The organism is Prevotella pallens (assembly GCF_900454935.1).
GTDB classification, from domain to species: Bacteria; Bacteroidota; Bacteroidia; order Bacteroidales; family Bacteroidaceae; genus Prevotella; species Prevotella pallens.
Genome location: NZ_UGTP01000001.1, coordinates 337,069 through 357,206, shown reverse-complemented (window position 1 = coordinate 357,206; position 20,138 = coordinate 337,069). Strand labels below are relative to the sequence as shown.

The following is a 20,138-nucleotide window of genomic DNA, read 5'->3' as shown; positions in this document are numbered from 1 at the left end:
GAAAGGTATGGAAAATCAATACAAGAAAACATTCGCAGACTTAATGGTAAACAAGAAACTTGTTTACGTACATGGCTTTATGTCGTCAGGGGCTACACACACTGCTAAAATATTGCAAGAGTATATGCCACAATGTACTGTTATTGCTCCCGATCTACCAATTCACCCAGAAGAGGCAATGGAATTGCTGCGAAAAATACAAGCCGACGAACGTCCTGATATTATTATTGGCACGTCAATGGGAGGAATGTACACTGAAATGCTTTATGGCACAGACCGCATTTGCGTAAATCCAGCTTTTCAAATGGGCTCTACCATTAGCGAAAGCAATATGCTCGGCAAGCAAATTTACCAAAATCCGCGTAAAGATGGCATTCAAGAGGTTATTGTTACTAAGTCTTTGCAGAAGGAATATAAAGAAATAACAGAACAATGCTTTGCTTCTGTAACGCCAGAAGAGCAAGAACGAGTATATGGATTGTTTGGTGATGCCGACCCTATTGTACATACTTTCGATTTATTTCATCAACATTATCCGCAAGCTATCTATTTCCACGGTGAGCATCGTCTTATAGAGAAAGCCATTTTCCACTACGTTATGCCTATCATTAGATGGATTGACGATAAACAAGAAAGGCGCGAACGTAAAACAGTATTCATAGACTGGAATACGTTAAGCGATGATTATGGCAAACCAAAATCATCGCTACACAAGGCTTACGAGTTTCTTCTCAACAACTACAATGTTTATTTTATTGCACCAGCACCCACCAATAAGCCTACAAGTTTTACAGAAATACAGGCATGGATATCCGATGCTTTCAGTGCACCTGCATGGAATCGCACCCTCTTTGTTAATCAGCCACAATTTCTTCTGGGCGATTATCTCATTAGTACACATATTTATGATGAGTTTATGGGAACGATATTACCTTTTGGTAGTGATGAATTTAAAACATGGGAAGAGGTTATTACTTTCTTTGAACGGTTAGGAGGACAATGACAGAAAGCTTTATAACGGATCAGCAATTATTCAATAGAGTATTGGAAGTTATTGAATTTACCGACAACCGTTACGACCTGCAAAATCATTTAATGCACGAAACGCTTGTATTGGCGTGCCATGAAGGACTGAAAGGTACTCGACACGGATTTGGAAACCTCTCTTCACAAGTCGATTCGCTTTGTAAAAAACATAATATAAAAGCACAAGATGTTATTGCTATACACTTAATGCGACGCCATAGCAATTCTATTGCGCCCATCTCACACAACGATTTGCTATACGATTGTAGGGCATTAGCTCTCTTTATTGCTGCTGTTTTCAACACATCAATACCTTCTTATCTCGTAGACAAAATACCTACCGAAGGTAGGCGCACGGCTAATATACAGATAGCAAACTATAAATACATTCGCTGTACTGTTCTTTCGTGGAACAACAAATATATTAAGATGAACGTATTGAATCAAGAATGTAGCGAAGAAGAGGTATTGGTAGACTATGTTAATACTCCTGAACATATTGACCTTACCTATATTGGTAAAATATTATGCGAGGGTATGCAACTCAATCTCTTAGATTGTAGCGTTACTGGCAAGCGTATTGTACCACGAATAATTGTTGTAGAACCCGACTTTCTGGTAGATATCTCTTCGATAGCTAACTGCTTTGAAGACTACGGGCACCACCCATTATCGTTCATTACAAACCGTTTACAAACCAAAACTACATCTGCAGCAATTCTATTGGGAAACTTTTCTGATACAGCACTCGATGAAATCATTAACAATCCACAATATGAACTAAACGAAACTCTAAAGACTAATTTCCAAAACAAAGCTTTAGACTTTGCCACATGCACCGATTTCTATCCGGAAAGGTTTAAATACGATTGTAAAGAGCAAACTAAGAATATCCAAGACATCGTTAACGACCTATTTAAAAATTATGATAAAAAGAAGGCTATACTCGAACCATCGTTCGTTTGCGAGAGTTTAGGCATTCAAGGACGTGTCGATTTAATGACAACCGACTTTCGTTTACTAGTGGAACAAAAGTCTGGAAAGAATTTCTATATTGCAAGCAATCGACTTAATAAGCATGGTTCAAAACACATAGAAAAGCATTACGTGCAGGTTCTACTCTATTTTGGTATACTGCAATACAACTTTAACCAAAGTGCACGCACTACAAACATTCATCTCCTCTATTCTAAATATCCACTTCCCAATGGTCTCTTAGAAGTGGAATCGCTTCAATCGTTAATGATGGAGGCTATTAGATTTCGCAATCAGGTAGTTGCAACAGAATATTGGATAGGTAGTAACGACTTCGCAAAACTCATTCCATTTCTCACGCCCAGCACTTTAGTAACAGAAAACTGTAATCAAAACTTCTTTCAGCAATGGGTTTTTCCTCGTTTAAATGCCACCTTAACACCACTCCACACGCTTACACCGTTAGAAGAAGCATACTTCTGTAGAATGATGCGCTTTGTGATGAAAGAACAAATCATATCGAAAGTGGGATATCAAGAGGGGACAGGAAGTAGCAATGCCGACTTATGGAATATGCCTTTAACTAGTAAAATTGAATCGGGAAACATATATACTGCACTAACCATAACGAAAGAAGAAAGAAGCACTGAACATAGTGGATACAATTGCATTACTTTTAAAGTACCAAAACAAGGCGATGACTTTCTTCCAAACTTTCGTCGTGGCGATATGGTGTACCTCTATGCTTATAGAAAAAACGAAATTCCAGACATACGAAAGGCTTTTTTGTTTCGTGGAATACTACAAGAGCTACACAGCGATACAATTGTGGTACATTTGAGAAATGGACAGCAGAATAGAAATTCGCTCGCAGGCGAATTATTTGCCATTGAACACTGTAGCAGCGACATTGGTTGCACTACCGCCATTCAAGGTCTACATACTTTAATTACAGCGTCCAAAGAACGTAAAGATTTGCTTTTAGGACAACGTACACCACAGCGAGACACTAAAATACAACTCTCAGAAAGTTATAACCCAACTTACGATGATGTTATTTTGCGTGCTAAACAAGCTACCGATTACTTCCTTCTAATTGGCCCACCAGGAACAGGGAAAACATCTATGGCATTGCAATATCTTGTAAGAGAACACAAAGAAAAGAATATTTTGCTGCTTTCTTATACCAATCGAGCCGTAGACGAAATATGCGGAATGCTTACCGAAAATAATATCTCATTTCTTAGACTCTCTAAAGAATACTCGTGCGACCCACAATATACCAACAACCTGCTTAGCAATGCCATAAAGAATAACCCCACACTCACCCACATAAAACAAACTATCAGCCAAGCACGCATTATTGTCAGTACCACAGCTAACCTCTCTATTCACACGGCTATCTTTAGCATTAAGCATTTCGAGCTTGCTATTATAGACGAAGCTAGTCAGATTTTAGAACCCAACATTGTTGGTTTACTCGCTGCACACAACGGCGAAAAGCAAGTTATAGATAAGTTTATATTGATTGGCGACTACAAGCAGTTGCCAGCCGTAGTGCAACAAGATAGCGAAGAATCGGCTACCAACTCGCATTTACTAGAAAACATACACCTACCGAACTGTGCTAACTCGCTATTCGAACGTCTTATACTAACCGAGCAGGCTGCACATCGCACCAATTTTGTTGGAATACTACACAAACAAGGACGTATGCACCCAGAAATTGCCGATTTTCCAAATACTTATTTCTATGCACAAGAACAATTAGAATGTGTACCGCTATCACACCAAAAAGAAGATCATTTGTGCTATAACAAACCAAGTGAAGACTCATTCGATGACTTTTTAAAAACACACAGAATGATATTTATCTCTTCTAAATCGTGTCATCAACCCAACATATCAGAAAAGGTAAATACAGAAGAAGCACGTATCGTAGCTAACGTTGTTCGCCGCCTTTATCGCCAAATAGAAACAGGTTTCGATGCACAAAAGTCGATTGGTATTATTGTGCCCTATCGAAACCAAATTGCTATGGTACGAAAAGAGTTAGAACAACTTAACATTCCAGCTATCGAGGACATAAGCATCGACACTGTGGAGCGCTATCAAGGTAGCCAACGCGATATTATAATCTATTCGTTCACCATTCAGAACCGCTTCCAACTGGAGTTCCTTACTGCCAATACGTTTATGGAGAACAATAAGCCAATAGACCGTAAACTAAATGTTGCCATTACCCGAGCACGCAAACAACTTATTCTTACTGGTAACGAAGCTACTCTACGACAGAACTTTCTTTTCTCTGAACTGATAGATTATATAGACCACAGAGGTGGAAAGATAACTATTTAGACTTATTGCCTATAATGGTTTTAACAATCAAACCATATTATACCTCTGCTTTTCCAGTTTCATTTACCCCAAATCAGCCATTAGAGCCTATACATATTTTGTTTTATGCCACATTGGCTATTAAAACCAAATCGGCATTAAACCACAATATGTATAGTTCTTATTAGTATGGTATTGTTTTCCTTACATCTTCTATTTTCTTATCAGCATCTTATCTGTCTTTGTAACTTTACACAGCCCGCTACGCCTGCATTGCAACAACTGACAATCTGCTTGATAATAAAACAAAATATGTTTAAGCTCTAATGATTAATTGGGGTTAAACCATAACTCTCGTTGTATATAATCTATACTATTCACACCACTACTCACAAAGGTTGTTGCTCTATATGATATCTGAAACACAAACGATAGACATCTAAAACAAACACCATAGATATCTAAGACGATCGTTACAGATATCTAAGACAATCGTTACAGATATCTGAAACAATCGTAACAGATATCTGAAACAGAAGCAACTATTTATATCCGATTTATAGGGACATTTGAGACATTCCATCTGATTAATGAAAATCCAGTAGATTGTTACTATAAATTAGCGTCCTATTTTCTACTATTCTTTAATTTACAGAAAGAACAGCTAATAGTTGCATAAAGAAAAAGGCTAGATTTCTATTGTGAAATCTAGCCTTTTCTGTTATTTCGCTTCTGCTACACAATGCTTATAGTGTTGCGCATTTATAGAGTCAGCGAAAGTAGTATTTATTATCTGATTACAGTAATAATAATTGTATGAGATGTATACTCAAATTACTTAACAATTACTCTTACCACTTTACCACTCTTATACTTAACAATGTTCACACCTTTCTGTGCAGTGTCAATCTTCTGTCCTGCAAGATTGTAGCGAGCAACTATTTCGTCTTGAGCGTCTACATTTGCATTCTCAATACCTGCTGTAAGAACTACAACATTAGTCAAATTAGTTTGATTAACAACGAGTTCACTCTTAGGAGTAGCTTTATTGCCTAACTTAGGAGCCACGAAAGCAACTACATGCATATTCTCTGCTTTATATCCGGCAGGAATTGTGTAAGTGAATTGTTGGTCGAAGTTATCATTATTCCAATTAATGTTATCGCCATAGATGTTTGTTAAGCACTGACGGAATGTGTTGTTGTGAACATAGTTCTTAATTTTCTGTCCTTTATCAATCTGTGTACTAACAAGTCCGTCTTCAGTTACATAAACATAAATAGCATAATCCTTAAGGAAGTTTGCAGCGTTCTTAACACCAGTACCCTTAACATCTACTATCAATTGGTCGTTTTGCTCATTTGCAGTTCTATCTACCTTTGCAGCAACATCAAGATTTACGAATGCAGGAAGGTCATTGTTTGTTTCGTCAAACATCTTGCCGAACATTTCAACAGCCTGACTGAATGCAGCCTCTTTGTAGGCAATTGCTGTTGTAAGCTCGCCCTCGATAAGGCTTCTGTTAAATGCTGCCATCGGATAACCGTTAGCACCAAGTGCCTCCATAATAGCAACAGTTTGATTTGTTTGGAAAGGATCTTTAGTCCCCATTGGACCGTGAAGTGCAACCCAAGCCAAATCTTGACGCTTGTCTTGTAACTGTTTCAAGAATCTAGAACCAGTAGGACACCAAGTACAAGTAACAGCAGTGAATTGTTCTACAAGCTGCTTTTGTCTTTGAAGTGCTGTTTCATATAAGTTAATGTCAGATTCGTAAACATCATTAGCTGTGTTTCCAGTTGGCGCAGCACCATCTACTTTAGTAATAGCAAACTTAATTTTGTGTGAACCTAATGCAATTCCAGTTGTAGGAATTTCTATAACATCAGCCTTTAAATTACCATCTACAGTACCATTCACTGTTTGCTCTTTAATCTGATTACCATCAACAGTAGCTGTTACTGTGTACGAATTGATAGGCGTTGTACCATAGTTGCTAATGTTTAATGTGAACTTTGTATTGTTAGACGCCTTTGTAAATTTATTGTAAGTAACGCTGTGGAGCATAATATCCTTTGCAGGATAGTCTTTCTCTACTACAGCTTGAATTGCAAGGTTACCATATTTCTCTGAACCAAACTCGTACAAGTCTTGGCCACCTTCCATCATAGCATATACCTTCTCTATCGTTCCTTCTTTTTGTAACGATATAGGATAGCATTCAGGAGTTGAGCCTTTCTTCTGTGTATAAGTAAAACCTAACATTATACCCTCTGCTTTGCTAAAATTGATAGTATAAGGATTGGTAAATGTTACGTCGTTCCAACCTTTCTTCGCATTACTAATTTCTTGCTCAGCAACCAAATCGCATCTCATCTTACCACTAGCAGTGCTATAAGTAAACACCTTTAGAGTGATTGCGCCAACGCCATCGGCAGGTATCGCAACACGCATACTAACAATCTTACCACCATCGAATGAGCCTGCAATCTCTTTACGAATAGGTGTTACCATTGTAAGTTTACCTTCGTTTTGCGTAAAGCCTACACCTTTATCGTTGTAGTTATCGCTAGTGTAATTACCCATATAACGCTGATTAGCAGGCAAGTTTGCACGTGTAGCCTTAAGACTATTATGAGACTTTACCGAACTAATTGGTTGAGCGAGGAAAGGTTCTGCCTCGTTCAAGGTTAAGCTACCATTCTGTGCGGTGGCAGCAATTGCCATTGCAAATGCAACGCATGATAATAGAAGTTTCTTCATTTGTTTTTGGTTTAGTTAATATTCGATTTATTACTACTTCTGTTTCTTTTCATTAAAGCGTTCCTATATTTATAAGAATGCAATAGTTGTTCTGTTGTCTATATACCCATATCATAAAGACTATTCTGCTCCTTTTTCTGTGATAGTAAATATAATATGATGACATCACAAAAGTACAAATAAAAAATGGAATAACTATTTTTTTTGAATGTTTTTTTCAAATTTGGCTCTATTTGTTGTACTTACTGTGAGCAAAAGCGTTGTAAAAAGCTATTTTTAGTAGGTAAACTGGTTAATATTACGCCATTAAGCGAATATCATTTGTAGCGATTTTATACCAAATTCGTACTTAGATGTATTGCTTTATGCTATAAGTACGAAATATTATTGTACCTTTGCACCTTATTATATATAAACATTATATATAAATCATTTGCCCATATACAAAGCATTTGATAAAAATAAATATCAACAAAAAGTAAGAAAGATATGAAACAAAACCAATGGATAACAGTAGCTATGGCTACCATTGCACTAACATTAGCCAGCTGTGGCACTATAAAAAAATCTGCCACTAATACAGATGTTACAACAACACCTACTACCACAACGGAGAACGTAGAAGCAAATACAAACTTTATAAGCATTGCAGAGGCTATAGATATGGTGGAGCACCCGGAAAAGATAGCTAATATAATGAAGAAATACGACTACAAACTAAAAGAGAACTATGAGATTTACCGCCTGGATAAGTTTTCTAAGATGTATTACAAGAACTGTCGTCTTGCTAAAATTCTTACCGCTAATAAGTACGAAGACTATCCGAAGCCGCTACAAAAGGGCATATCAAGCTATGTAGCTTTAGAAGATGGTGCTATTATTATAGGTGTATTCAATCAGACTGCGTACGATAACCTTGTTGCACAAGTGAAAGCTGCTGGGTTCGTGCTTGATATGCCAGGCAACGAAGATGTGTACAAGAATGGTAATCGCACTATAGGTTGCAACGAGGGTTTGAAAACTGTTAGGGTGCAATAGACCGTAAGATAGCTGCACCCTTTGCTAATCTCGCTGATTTGACGTACCTTTGCAAATAAATAGAAACAAAAACAATACATTACAGATATGGAAGAGAAGAAATTCAAACGAACTACCGTTACGGCTGCATTGCCGTATGCAAACGGTGGTGTACATATAGGACACCTTGCAGGTGTATACGTTCCGGCTGATATTTACGCACGCTATTTAAGACTTAAAAAAGAAGATGTTGTCTTCATTGGTGGTAGCGACGAGCACGGCGTGCCTATTACTTTACGGGCAAAGAAGGAGGGAATAACTCCGCAAGCTGTGTGCGACCGTTATCATAAATTAATAAAAGAATCGTTCAAAGAGTTTGGTATTTCGTTCGATATTTACAGCCGCACCACGAGCGAAACACATCATAAGTTTGCATCCGACTTCTTCCGTAAGCTCTACGATGATGGCAAACTAATTGAAAAGGAAAGTGAACAGCTCTACGATGAGGAGGCAAAACAATTCCTTGCCGACCGCTATGTGGTGGGCGAATGTCCACATTGCCATAACGAACACGCTTATGGCGACCAGTGCGAAAAGTGCGGTAGCGACCTTAGCCCTATGGAGTTAATTAATCCGCACTCTACTATTTCTGGCTCAAAGCCCGTAATAAAGAAGACCAAGAATTGGTATCTACCACTGAACGATTACCAAGAATGGCTGAAACAATGGATATTGAACGACCACAGAGAATGGCGACCAAACGTGTACGGACAATGTAAAAGCTGGCTCGATATGAATTTACAGCCACGCGCTATGACACGCGATTTGGATTGGGGTATACCTGTGCCGGTTGAAGGTGCGGAAGGTAAAGTGCTTTATGTATGGTTTGATGCTCCCATTGGCTATATATCAAACACGAAAGAGCTTTGCGATAGTAAGCCCGAACAATTCGGCACGTGGCAAAAGTGGTGGCAAGACCCAGAAACACGCCTTGTTCACTTCATCGGAAAAGACAACATTGTGTTTCATTGCCTCATCTTCCCAAGTATGTTGAAAGCACACGGCAACTACATTTTGCCCGATAATGTGCCATCTAATGAATTCTTAAATCTTGAGAACGATAAAATATCTACCAGTCGCAATTGGGCTGTGTGGTTGCACGAATACTTAATAGATTTTCCTAACAAACAAGATGTGCTGCGCTATGTGCTTACTGCCAATGCACCAGAAACTAAGGATAACAACTTTACTTGGAAAGATTTTCAAGAACGCAACAATAGCGAACTGGTGGCTGTGTATGGCAACTTTGTAAACAGAGCACTACAACTAACACAGAAATATTGGAATGGCGTAGTGCCCGTATGTGGCGAATTGTTGGCGGTAGATTCTCAAACCATTCAGGAATTTAAAGATGTGAAGGAGAAAGTGGAAAGCTATCTCAATGCATTTAAGTTCCGCGAAGCACAGAAAGAGGCTATGAACTTAGCACGAATTGGCAACCGCTACATTACAGAGTGCGAACCATGGAAGGTATGGAAGACTGATCCGAAGCGTGTTGAAACCATCTTATACATCTCGCTCCAATTGGTGGCAAACCTTAGCATTGCGTTTGAACCTTTCTTACCTTTCAGCAGTAAAGAGCTACGCAATATGATTAATCTACCCGAATACGATTGGGCACAGCTTGGCAGTACTGACATTCTTCCTGCAGGACATAAACTGAATGAGCCGCATTTGTTGTTCGATAAGATTGAAGATGAAGCTATAGAAGCTCAACTTAAGAAACTCGAAGACACCAAAAAGGCGAATGAAGCTGCAAGCTATGTGGCAGAACCCATTAAGAACGAGGTATCGTTCGACGACTTTGAGAAGCTCGATATTCGAGTAGGCCATATATTGCACTGCGAAAAGGTAAAGAAGAGCAAGAAGCTTTTGATGTTTACCATTGACGATGGAACAGGCACTGAGCGCACTATTCTTAGTGGTATAGCAGCCTACTACGAACCGGAACAGCTCATTGGCAAAGATGTGCTTTTCGTTGCTAACTTCCCACCGCGCAAGATGATGGGTATTGAAAGTCAGGGAATGATACTTTCAGCCGTAAACTTTGATGGTTCACTCAGCGTTACCACTACACTTGGCGAAGTAAAACCTGGTAGCCAAGTGGGATAATTTGTTAGTAAACAAATACAAAATCTTACAAGATACACTACAAAGACAGCCGATTGTTTCAGGAGAAACGGTTGGCTGCTTTTTTTATTCTATATCATATTAAACTAAAAACAACACCATACAATTTTCCACAAATCACCAAAAATTGTATATGCTTTTTCATCACATCACATTATATTATAACACTTCACCAATGTGTTTTGCCCACATAAAACAGAGCTTCTGCAAAATATAAATAGAGCAATTATAAGCATCGTCTACTGGTTGTTTAGCCACCTAATGGAACATCTCTATTTTCAGAAAAAACATTCATATTTTTGCTACTCTCGTTTCAGATATCTGTAACAATCGTCACAGATATCTGTCGCACTCGTTACAGATATCTGTCAGTTGCGTTTTAGACATCACAAAAAAACACAACCCATATAAGGCGCTATTATAACAGTTTTAACAGCTAAGCAGATTTGCTATTGTCGGTATAAATAATAGCTTGCTATACAGCACCCATTACTAACCTGCTTGGGGTATAGGCTATAGCTATTCACAAATGCTAAAACAGGTCTATTTATTTGTAGATAAGTGTCGTAAGTTTATCGTTCACAAATAAATCGTTTGCTACATTCTGAATATCAGTTGCCGTAACAGCATCTATTTGTGCATAAAGACTCGTTATATCTTTCTCCCAACCAAAGTGCAAAAAACTCTTTCCAAAGTCTAAAGCAAAATTCTCTCTACTATCGCATGCTATACCTATTTGTCCTTTAATCTGGTGCTTTGCTCTATCCAATTCAGCATCAGATAGGGGGTCTTGCATCACCTTATCAAACTCTTTTCGCACCAACGCAATACATTTATTGGTATCTTGTGGGTCGCAACCAAAATAAGTACTCCACATACCCATTGCGCTAAACGATGCGAACGTACTTTCAACCGAATAAACCAATCCATTCTGTTCGCGCAACGAGAGGTTTAAACGCGTACTCATACCAGGACCACCAAGAATATTGTTCAACAAATAGAGTGCAATTCTCCGCTCATCGTGTACCGAATAGCTACGTGTGCCCATCATAACGTGTGCTTGATGTGTTTTCTTATCAACCACAATAGTAGATGGTTCGTACGTATCTTCTATCTTTGTTAGTGTGTTTGTAGCATCTTCCGTGTAGCCTATACAGAGAGCATTAGGAGGCACAATGCTCTCTGTGTGCTGTTGCAATAGCGCAACCACTTGGCTAAACTCCACATTTCCATACACAAAGAATATGGCATTGTCTGGACGATAATATTTGTTTGTAAACCGTTGCGCATCGGCAGATGTAAATTGTCGCACCACTTCGCTCGTACCCAAAATGCTATGTCCTAATGGAAGTCCTTTAAATAGCAAGTTCTCAAACTCATCGTATATAAGTTCGGCAGGACTATCGTTGTACGATTCTATTTCATCGCATATCACTTCAACTTCCTTCTCTATTTCTTTCTGTGGATAGACGCTTCTAAAAACAATATCAGAAAGTAAATCTACAGCCAGTGGAAACTGGTCGCTAAGAATAGCAGAATGGTAAACAGTGGTGGTTTTAGTGGTGTAAGCATTCAGGTCTCCCCCCACATTTTCAAGACACCTTATAATATCTAAACTATCTCGCCGTTGTGTTCCTTTAAAGGTAGCGTGCTCGCAGAAATGAGCAATCCCCTCCTCGATAGGTTCTTCGCTAGCCGAGCCTGCATTAACTTCGTATCCACAGTAAACCACTGGCGATGCCGATGGAAGGTGAATAATGCGCAGACCATTCAATAAACGTGTTGTATTATATTTCATTGCGAGTGCAAAATTACTTATTTTCTTTTTGAAATATGACGAATTAGTGGTACATTTGCAGAGTAACAAACAAACAGATTCTATGATAGAAATAACAAATAAGCTCTACTATGTAGGCGTAAACGACCGTAATAAACAACTCTTCGAAGGTTTGTGGCCCTTACCTAATGGTGTCAGTTACAACTCTTATCTTATAGACGATGAGAAAGTCGTATTGATAGATACTGTAGAAGTAGACTTCTTCGTGCAGTTCTTAGAGAATATACGCGAGGTCATTGGCGACCGCAAAATAGACTATCTTGTAATCCATCACATGGAACCAGACCATTCAAGTGGATTAGCACTTCTCAAACAGTATTATCCAGACATTAAAGTTATAGGAAACAAAAAGACATTCGACTTGCTGTCTGGTTTCTACGGTATAAAGGAGAATACTATAGAAGTGAAGAATGGTGAGACAATGGAATTGGGAAAACATTCGTTACAATTCTTTATGACACCTATGGTACACTGGCCAGAAACAATGATGACTCTCTACAAAGGTGAGAGTTCTGCTCTCTTCTCAGGCGATGGCTTTGGCTGTTTTGGCGCATTAAATGGTGGAATTATTGATAAAAACATCAATACAGAGCCTTATTGGCTAGAAATGGTACGCTATTATTCTAACATTGTTGGTAAATATGGCACTCCTGTACAGAATGCACTGAAGAAACTTGCTGGTGTTAAGTTCGATTATATTTGCTCTACACACGGTCCGGTATGGCACGACAATGTGGAAAAGGTGGTTGCACTGTACGACAAGATGTCTAAATACGAAACAGAACCAGGTCTTGTTATCTGTTACGGCACAATGTATGGCAACACCGAGCGTATGGCAGAACAAATTGCTCGTTCAGCTTCGTCAGAGGGTGTTAAGAATATTGTGATGTACAACATTTCGAAGACTCCGCACAGCTATATTCTCCGCGATATCTTCCGTTATAAAGGTTTAATAGTTGGCGCACCAACTTATAACAATGGCTTGTATCACGAAATGGAAGTGTTGCTTTCTGAAATAGCCAATCACGACATTAAGAACCACTACATTGGTTGGTTTGGCTCTTACGGCTGGGCTAGTAGAGCCGTTACGGCTATTGGTGAATGGAACGAAACACGTGGACATTTCGAAAAGGTGGGCGAACCTGTTGAAATGCGACAAGCTCTTACCGAAGAAACAAAAGCCGAATGCTGGCGATTGGGCAAAGAAATGGCAGCAAAATTGTTAGCTGATAAGGCTTAAACGAATGAGAATAAGTATAAACACTGCCAACACACAATCGCAAGTTATAAGTATCTTGCGTTTCCCGTTGGTAGTGTTAATACTTTTCATTCACTCTAATTTCCACAATATTAGTGCCGATTGGGACGTATTTTGGACAATAAATACAACTGGAATTGGTCCACAGGTGCCATCTCTGGGCGATGTATTTGATATTATTTCTAATTCGTTAGCAACACTGGCTAATCCGTTTTTCTTCTTCATCAGTGGTTCGTTATTCTTTAAAGAAGGCTTATTCTCTAAAGAATTGTATTTACATAAGCTGCAACGACGTGCTTTCTCGTTACTTCTTCCCTACATTCTATGGATTAGCACTTATCTCTTTCTTTTATCTGTGGCAGAGGGGATATTGCCAAACTGGACGGCTATTGTGCATAAACCCATAGAAAGTTTTAGCTTTACCGACTGGTTGTTGTGTTTTTGGGATATAAGTAAGATTGGTCCACAAGGCGGCATAGCTGCACCCTTGGTTATTCCGTTTTGGTACATACGCGACTTAATGGTGATTTGCCTTTTTACACCTATTATATATAAGGTACTGCACTGGCTTGCAAACAAACGAAAAGAGATATCTATACTGTTGTTTTTTGCTTTGCTTTATGCCTCGCGTTGGGCTGAAAACCTACCGGGATTAAGCGTTCAAGGACTGTTGTTCTTTTCTTTCGGAGCATTCTTTAGTATTAAACAAATAAAATTTATAGATGTTATGCGTCCGTTAAAGTGGGGAGGTCTCTTCTTTGCTATATTTGCTTGGCAGATAAATTGTGCTAACTTAATGTATGCTGGATTAATAGTTTTCACAGTTTCTACAACAACACGCATTTTAGAGCGTCGCAAACAACAAAACAAACTTGCTTTTCCACTGCCACTTGTTCTAATCAATTCCACTTTCTTTGTGTTTGCCTTTCACTCTATTGTGTTGGGTGGCATTCTCACCATATTGAAGCGTGGAATAGTGGTACCACACAACGAGCTCGAAGCATTCCTTATATATATACTAAGTCCGGTTACAATGCTCACCGTGAGCGTGGGTGTATATTGGCTATTCTACAAAATTGCGCCTCGAATTGTTTCTATATATTGTGGTGGGAGATAAACACACTAACCAAAGTAAATTATGGTTAGTTTTGACTTTTTAGATGAATGGAACAGCTAGTTACACCTTATATAAAATAGACTACACTCAGGTGTTTTAGCAATAAAAGAAAATGGAAAAAACATATAAACACAATAAACAAAACAATATCTCTTTCATTAAACAATGGATAGAACGTTATAATAATACATCGCACGATTTTTACGACGACTATCATATCGATGAGATTGATAACAGCTTGTCGAAAGCTAAAGAACTCTGGTGGAATGCTTCGGTTCACATTTATAATGATTTTACCAGCTATATCAAAGAACTTAATCTTGAATATGGAGTTATACTGTGTATTTGCATAAGTAACTTTTACACTAAAACTAATATCCCCCGTAAATGGGATAATGTTATTTTAGAAGGAATTGACACTCCACCATCGCTATATATATACAACAAAAATAATGCTGATATTATTAATTGGCTAAAACAATGCACCTTATTAGAATGCGAATATATAAAAGGAACGGAAGTTTACTACCACGAAATTAAAGATGTAGATGATTGCTATAAAACTATATTTATAACTCAAACGAAGCTATGAAACTATAAAAGAATAACCATCGGAAACATTTTAACACACTATTTGGTAACTATTAGAAAGAGGCACCAAACAAGTATAGGTATGGCGTAAATGTTATTGCTAAAAAACTCTGTTGGTGAGAAAGTAGATGTTCTGTAGAATATTGGCGGAGAAAACTGTAGCTATGCTTACTGCTTATTTCACAACCAAATAAACAACATCAGCTGTTTAGAAAAGCGTGGTGAATGTAGCCACTTTTATCGCAGATATCTGTTACGTATTTTTTAGATATCTGTAACGCTCGTCTCAGACGTCTGTAACGTTCGTCTCAGATATCTGTCAGTTGCATTTTAGATATCACAAAAAAACACCGCCTTTATGAGGGCACATTATAATGCTCAACAGATATTAATTTTGCTGAGAATTATAAACTTCGTCGGTTTATAATCTGCTATAGCTCGATTTAGACATTATTATAAATATATGAGTACAATATTTAATGTGGAACTATCGTTATATAAAGGCAGAATTTGTTATATTTGTCTACTTGTTAAAAGTGTCCAAAACTCTTTACTACTAAATAGAAGTAGAAACAGAAATATCGGCGTTTATGTAGACAAGGAAGAGAACCTATATAACAACACATCTATATATAAGTTATGAAAACAATTAAGACGTTAGTAGACTACACAAAGTCTAAGAAGAAACACCAGTTAGAAAAGAAAGACTATTTTTATATAGAACCTATAAAAGATATAGAAGAATATATAAGAAATGAGAAATCTGTAGCTGGTATAGGTTTGGCATTAGACTTTATTTCGTCATGGTTTCATTACAATTATATATATTCTTTCTTAACAACAACCGATAGTGCAACAACCGACTTAAGTAGCTTAGCCAAATCAACACTTCTTGGAATAGAAGCTAATAACTGGGATTTCTTTTTGGGTAAAAATCACGAAAAATATCATAGTGCTATACCTTTCCAAAATGCTATCAAACATCTTTCACAGGCTTTACTCTTAGGTTGGGACACATTAGCTATAAACTATGGCAAACTTTTAATCAATATGCTTTATGGTAAACAATATAAAGGTTGGCATGCGGCATATAAGCATGCTTGGTTTATGCTTGAGATATTTTGTAAATGGCAAGGAATAGAATTAGATTATAGCCGTTTGAACTATCCAGAAGATATGAAAGTATATGCGCAGGCACTTCAATATTGGGATACAAACGATAACGAACTATTGTCTAAATTAGTGAACGAACTGGTTGATTTTCATATTGCTGAATCAGATGAATACGAACGTAAAAACCATATTCCAGACTTCTCTTCAGCAGATTATTTCATTTTCCCCGTAGAGATTCTTCTATGGCTGAACATCCGTGAGAGAATGAATTTTGCAAAATACATACCCAATAACGACTTACTAAAAATGTCTATAAACAACTGGCAAATACAGAAAGTTGCCATACCTGTAATTGAAGTTCTTGAAAAAGCAAAAACAAAGTTGCTATCCGAATATCCAAACACACGCTTTGATTTGTAAACCGAATTGTAAAAGCAATAAATAGACTGTTGCCCTTGCACATTCGTTTTAAATACAATTATACACATTCAGAATAGAACACAACAGAATGTACAAAGACTAAGATATGACGACAATTTAACCGAGAAATATATTGGTGGTTAAAGACAAACAAGGTAATATACCATCACAAATGCCCTTTATTTGCGTAATACCTATTAACCATTTATAGGTAGTGTTTTTCAGAAATATTGTTCCAATAAAGAAGATACGGCACATCTATCTGTTTTTGCTGATATTTACTCACAACAAATAGCTTTACACATCTGTGGTAAAAAGTTATTATTTGTGTAACACATAGTGTCTTACAAAATCTTAAGTACCATCTTTACACTATCGCACAATAGCCTATAATGCGATACCTAACTTATACTACACAAAATACCTAATACGAGGTATTGCACAGCCATTCGCTTATATATACTTTTGCACCCGTACAACTAATTTTATATTTAAACACTATTATTTATGAAACTTAAATTACTAATGGCATTAATGTGCCTTGCTGGGTTATTGTGTGTATCGTGTACAAAGAATGAAGACGGACCTGAGCCCAAACCTGTTCAACCACAAGATGACCCTATCAAAGAGACTCCAATCAAAGAGTTATCGTTCATAACACAAGAGAAGACGCTTGAAGACTACGACAAGTGGGTGTATGTAAACTTAGAAACGGGAGAAACCGTAATGAAAGAAGATGTTAGTGAACAAGAGTGGCGAACATATTCTGAAGACGGTAAACAGAAAGACCGATTCGGACAATACGACATAACCAAAACTGTAGAAGCAAGACCATCAAACGCTCCTGAAAAATGGCACTTGGCATTCCACGTCTACGATATAAGAACTAACGGAGGCGAAGGGTATATGACAGATACAACATCTATTGAAACCATTAAGACATTGCCTACAAATGTGAAATGGGTGAGCGACGTTAAAGCATATCTCATCTACGATATGAAAGGAATGATGACTGTTCCTGCTGTATTAGGATATATGAAGAGCTATGTAAATATGGGACTCTACTATTGGATGCATAAAGTAAAAGGCACAATGGGACAATACGAACTAACTATGTCGAAGTCAGATCCTGAAAAGGCACCTGTATTCTTAGTACGATTTAAAGATGGTAGCTACGCAATCATTCAGTTTACAGGCTTAAAGGACGCTACTGGACGAAAGAAAGAAGTTAGCTTCAAATATAAGTTCATTAAGAACAAGTAATCTATAACAATATAACATATATATAGAGAGAGGACAAATTGCCTCGAAGGTTATTACTTGCACAAGAAATACAGCGGTATTTCTTATGCAAGAATACGATATACTTTAAAAGAAATTTAATCAGTAACAATAATTAAAGATAACAATGAAGAAACTATTACGTTTAACAGTGGCAGCTCTATTGCTTGCCACATCACAAGTGAGCACTGCACAAATTAAAATGGCTCCTAACTATTTCAGAGCAGACCCTGCTGTATACAAATACAGAATGGCGAAAGTTGTGGAGTGGAAAGATACAGAAGACGAACAAATTACACACTACGTCTACGACAAGATGGGGTGCCTTGTTAAGGAAGAATACAAAAGAAGTGAGGGTCCTATGATATATGCATACAACTACACTTACGACCAGCAAGGCTATATGATTCAGAAAGAAGAAGAAGCTTTAAAAACTGAAAATGGTGAGTCGATAATATCATCAAGACACAACTATAAACGTAACGAATATGGATATGTAACCGAATATACTCGAGCTACGCATCACGGAACAGAACCTGACGAGAAAACACTGACCGAAGACGTTGTAATGGAATTCTTTTACGACAACAATATGCGACTCGACCACGTAGATATTCGCCAATTTGATTATCCAACCGATAAACTCGAAGAGAATGTTGGACGCGTTTGTAAAGTTGAATATAATGACGCAGGACTTGTTAGCTGTGTTAGTCAGATATATCCCGATAACAACGAATTGGTATGGAAAGAAGAATTTACATACGACGAACAAGGTCGGCGCATTTCTATAAAGAAAGTTCCTGGCCCTAATTACACATCACAGCAAATATTATCATGGACGTGGCATTACGATAACGATGGCGACATAGATATACACTCAAGTAGCAACGGCTTTAACAAAGAGTTTAAATACGATAAACAGAAACTCGCCGCTGAAACATTTATGCCGCTCGAAGCTACTGAAGCAGAATGGGCACTACAAGGTCCGCTTAACTGTACACTCTTTAAAGAATTGCCAATGGAAAAATTCTTTAAGCACGCACCGATAAGCGAAACTACCGACGAAACTGAGATAACATACGAAGCTGTTGGTACATCAGATGGCATAAACAATGTTACATCTTCTTCTAACAATTCGTTACAAGCAAACGTTATAGACAATCAGCTCATAGTAAATATTCCTACATCTCTTATTGGAAAAACATTGCAAATATTCAGCGCCACAGGTGCATCTATGCGCAGTCTTGTTGCAAATGGTTCACAAACTACAGTCAATATCGAGAACTTAACAGCAGGAATATACGTTGTTAATGTTGCTAACCAATCTGTAAAGTTCATCAAACGATAGTATAAGACCCATTACTTAGTTTCATACTAAAAAACAAAACTATCTGTTTGATATAACCAACAAAAAACAATAAAGGGAGAGCCTTATAAGCTACTCCCTTTTATTATGCTATAAATTTAATACTATCGTTGCTTCTTAAGTATTCGCTGCGCGCAATCTGCTAAGACTACTACTGCCGAGGCAAGAATACATACGTCCTTTATTACCAATCTACCGGCACCTGTTAATAACGGGAAGCCATGCTCTCCACTACCAAGATCGGGAACCCATACTTCTGGTGTGGTAACAAGAAAAGACAGCGTTCCTATAGTCATTATTATTACTAACCCTGTTCCAACGAAACCAATCTTAGGGAACCAAATGCCTAACAATGTCAATATACCAAACGACATAATAGCTATACCTAAACCACGAGAGAAGGTATAAGTGTTATTCTCTTCGTGCCATTCGTGTTTAACTTTGTTGAATTCTCCCTCTTTCAGCTTATAATCTTTATACTCTGGTGCTTTCTTCGTATAAAAGAAACTCATGAATGGACTATTAGCAACAAAAGGGACAATGCCTTCTGCCTCATAATTCCAAAATTTCAAACCACCAATCCACACAAAAATTATAAAGATTGCAACGCGTACTAAATGAATACCTATACCTTTCAGCGATGCTGCTAATTCGAGTATAAAATGTACGAATGATGCAATTCCTGATGCAATTTTACTCATAAATGTTTAATTCTAAATTATTTTATCCTGTTTATTAAATATAAATAGCTAATATAATGCAAAGATAAACATTTATTTTCAAACATCAGCCGAAATTATTGTATTTATTACAATATTTGCGTTCATTTAATTGTCTCTAAAAAAAG

General features: G+C 37.6%; 13 protein-coding genes. 10 read left to right on the top strand and 3 right to left on the bottom strand.

Going from position 1 to position 20,138, the window contains the following annotated elements:
• Positions 1-7 precede the first annotated feature (7 nt).
• On the top strand, positions 8-1,003 hold the full coding sequence (locus tag DX009_RS01470) for a YqiA/YcfP family alpha/beta fold hydrolase (RefSeq protein ID WP_115082782.1): 996 nt from the start codon (positions 8-10) through the stop codon (positions 1,001-1,003).
• Complete coding sequence (locus tag DX009_RS01465) at positions 1,000-4,359, top strand: AAA domain-containing protein (RefSeq protein ID WP_115082781.1); 3,360 nt, start codon at positions 1,000-1,002, stop codon at positions 4,357-4,359. The genes DX009_RS01470 and DX009_RS01465 overlap by 4 nt, the downstream gene beginning before the upstream one ends.
• Positions 4,360-5,172: 813 nt before the next feature.
• Here DX009_RS01465 and DX009_RS01460 read toward each other — a convergent pair.
• Positions 5,173-7,101: an Omp28-related outer membrane protein gene (locus DX009_RS01460; RefSeq protein ID WP_115082780.1), complete on the bottom strand. Its 1,929-nt coding sequence runs from the start codon at positions 7,099-7,101 to the stop codon at positions 5,173-5,175.
• 489 nt (positions 7,102-7,590) lie between these two features.
• On the opposite strand from DX009_RS01460, the gene DX009_RS01455 reads away from it, so the two are divergent.
• Together DX009_RS01455 and metG are read left to right on the top strand one after the other, a co-directional pair.
• Positions 7,591-8,139 carry a hypothetical protein gene (locus tag DX009_RS01455; RefSeq protein WP_115082779.1) on the top strand — a complete coding sequence of 183 codons (549 nt, stop codon included), beginning with the start codon at positions 7,591-7,593 and terminating at the stop codon, positions 8,137-8,139.
• Positions 8,140-8,217: 78 nt separating this feature from the next.
• Positions 8,218-10,290 carry a methionine--tRNA ligase gene (gene metG, locus DX009_RS01450; protein WP_338091485.1) on the top strand — a complete coding sequence of 691 codons (2,073 nt, stop codon included), beginning with the start codon at positions 8,218-8,220 and terminating at the stop codon, positions 10,288-10,290.
• A gap of 565 nt (positions 10,291-10,855) precedes the next feature.
• Here the strand turns inward: metG and DX009_RS01445 are convergent.
• A complete protein-coding gene (locus DX009_RS01445) occupies positions 10,856-12,106 on the bottom strand; it encodes a M16 family metallopeptidase (protein WP_115082777.1) in 1,251 nt (416 codons plus the stop codon).
• A gap of 82 nt (positions 12,107-12,188) precedes the next feature.
• Between DX009_RS01445 and DX009_RS01440 the strand changes: the two genes are divergently transcribed.
• From DX009_RS01440 to DX009_RS01415, 6 genes are all read left to right on the top strand, one after another.
• Positions 12,189-13,385, top strand: a complete 1,197-nt coding sequence (locus DX009_RS01440; RefSeq protein WP_115083791.1) for an FprA family A-type flavoprotein — start codon at positions 12,189-12,191, stop codon at positions 13,383-13,385.
• A gap of 4 nt (positions 13,386-13,389) precedes the next feature.
• Positions 13,390-14,520: an acyltransferase family protein gene (locus DX009_RS01435; RefSeq protein WP_115082776.1), complete on the top strand. Its 1,131-nt coding sequence runs from the start codon at positions 13,390-13,392 to the stop codon at positions 14,518-14,520.
• A gap of 112 nt (positions 14,521-14,632) precedes the next feature.
• Positions 14,633-15,112 (top strand): hypothetical protein, encoded by a 480-nt coding sequence (locus DX009_RS01430; RefSeq protein WP_115082775.1) that lies wholly within the window; start codon positions 14,633-14,635, stop codon positions 15,110-15,112.
• 638 nt (positions 15,113-15,750) lie between these two features.
• Positions 15,751-16,644, top strand: coding sequence for a hypothetical protein (locus DX009_RS01425; RefSeq protein ID WP_115082774.1), 894 nt, complete (start codon positions 15,751-15,753; stop codon positions 16,642-16,644).
• A gap of 507 nt (positions 16,645-17,151) precedes the next feature.
• On the top strand, positions 17,152-17,907 hold the full coding sequence (locus DX009_RS01420; protein WP_006043767.1) for an HmuY family protein: 756 nt from the start codon (positions 17,152-17,154) through the stop codon (positions 17,905-17,907).
• A gap of 145 nt (positions 17,908-18,052) precedes the next feature.
• Positions 18,053-19,273, top strand: a complete 1,221-nt coding sequence (locus tag DX009_RS01415) for a T9SS type A sorting domain-containing protein (protein WP_115082773.1) — start codon at positions 18,053-18,055, stop codon at positions 19,271-19,273.
• Between the two features lie 122 nt (positions 19,274-19,395).
• Here the strand turns inward: DX009_RS01415 and DX009_RS01410 are convergent, their stop codons facing one another.
• Positions 19,396-19,992 (bottom strand): DUF417 family protein, encoded by a 597-nt coding sequence (locus DX009_RS01410; protein ID WP_006043769.1) that lies wholly within the window; start codon positions 19,990-19,992, stop codon positions 19,396-19,398.
• Between the last annotated feature and the right edge of the window lie 146 nt (positions 19,993-20,138).

What these genes read in the sequence shown, in the direction of transcription:
- DX009_RS01415 (WP_115082773.1), top strand. Translation starts at nt 18,053, where the DNA reads ATGAAGAAACTATTACGTTTAACAGTGGCAGCTCTATTGCTTGCCACA.
- DX009_RS01425 (WP_115082774.1), top strand. Translation starts at nt 15,751, where the DNA reads ATGAAAACAATTAAGACGTTAGTAGACTACACAAAGTCTAAGAAGAAA.
- DX009_RS01465 (WP_115082781.1), top strand. Translation starts at nt 1,000, where the DNA reads ATGACAGAAAGCTTTATAACGGATCAGCAATTATTCAATAGAGTATTG.
- DX009_RS01455 (WP_115082779.1), top strand. Translation starts at nt 7,591, where the DNA reads ATGAAACAAAACCAATGGATAACAGTAGCTATGGCTACCATTGCACTA.
- DX009_RS01460 (WP_115082780.1), bottom strand. Translation starts at nt 7,101, where the DNA reads ATGAAGAAACTTCTATTATCATGCGTTGCATTTGCAATGGCAATTGCT.
- DX009_RS01440 (WP_115083791.1), top strand. Translation starts at nt 12,189, where the DNA reads ATGATAGAAATAACAAATAAGCTCTACTATGTAGGCGTAAACGACCGT.
- DX009_RS01420 (WP_006043767.1), top strand. Translation starts at nt 17,152, where the DNA reads ATGAAACTTAAATTACTAATGGCATTAATGTGCCTTGCTGGGTTATTG.
- DX009_RS01470 (WP_115082782.1), top strand. Translation starts at nt 8, where the DNA reads ATGGAAAATCAATACAAGAAAACATTCGCAGACTTAATGGTAAACAAG.
- DX009_RS01410 (WP_006043769.1), bottom strand. Translation starts at nt 19,992, where the DNA reads ATGAGTAAAATTGCATCAGGAATTGCATCATTCGTACATTTTATACTC.
- DX009_RS01430 (WP_115082775.1), top strand. Translation starts at nt 14,633, where the DNA reads ATGGAAAAAACATATAAACACAATAAACAAAACAATATCTCTTTCATT.
- DX009_RS01435 (WP_115082776.1), top strand. Translation starts at nt 13,390, where the DNA reads ATGAGAATAAGTATAAACACTGCCAACACACAATCGCAAGTTATAAGT.
- DX009_RS01445 (WP_115082777.1), bottom strand. Translation starts at nt 12,106, where the DNA reads ATGAAATATAATACAACACGTTTATTGAATGGTCTGCGCATTATTCAC.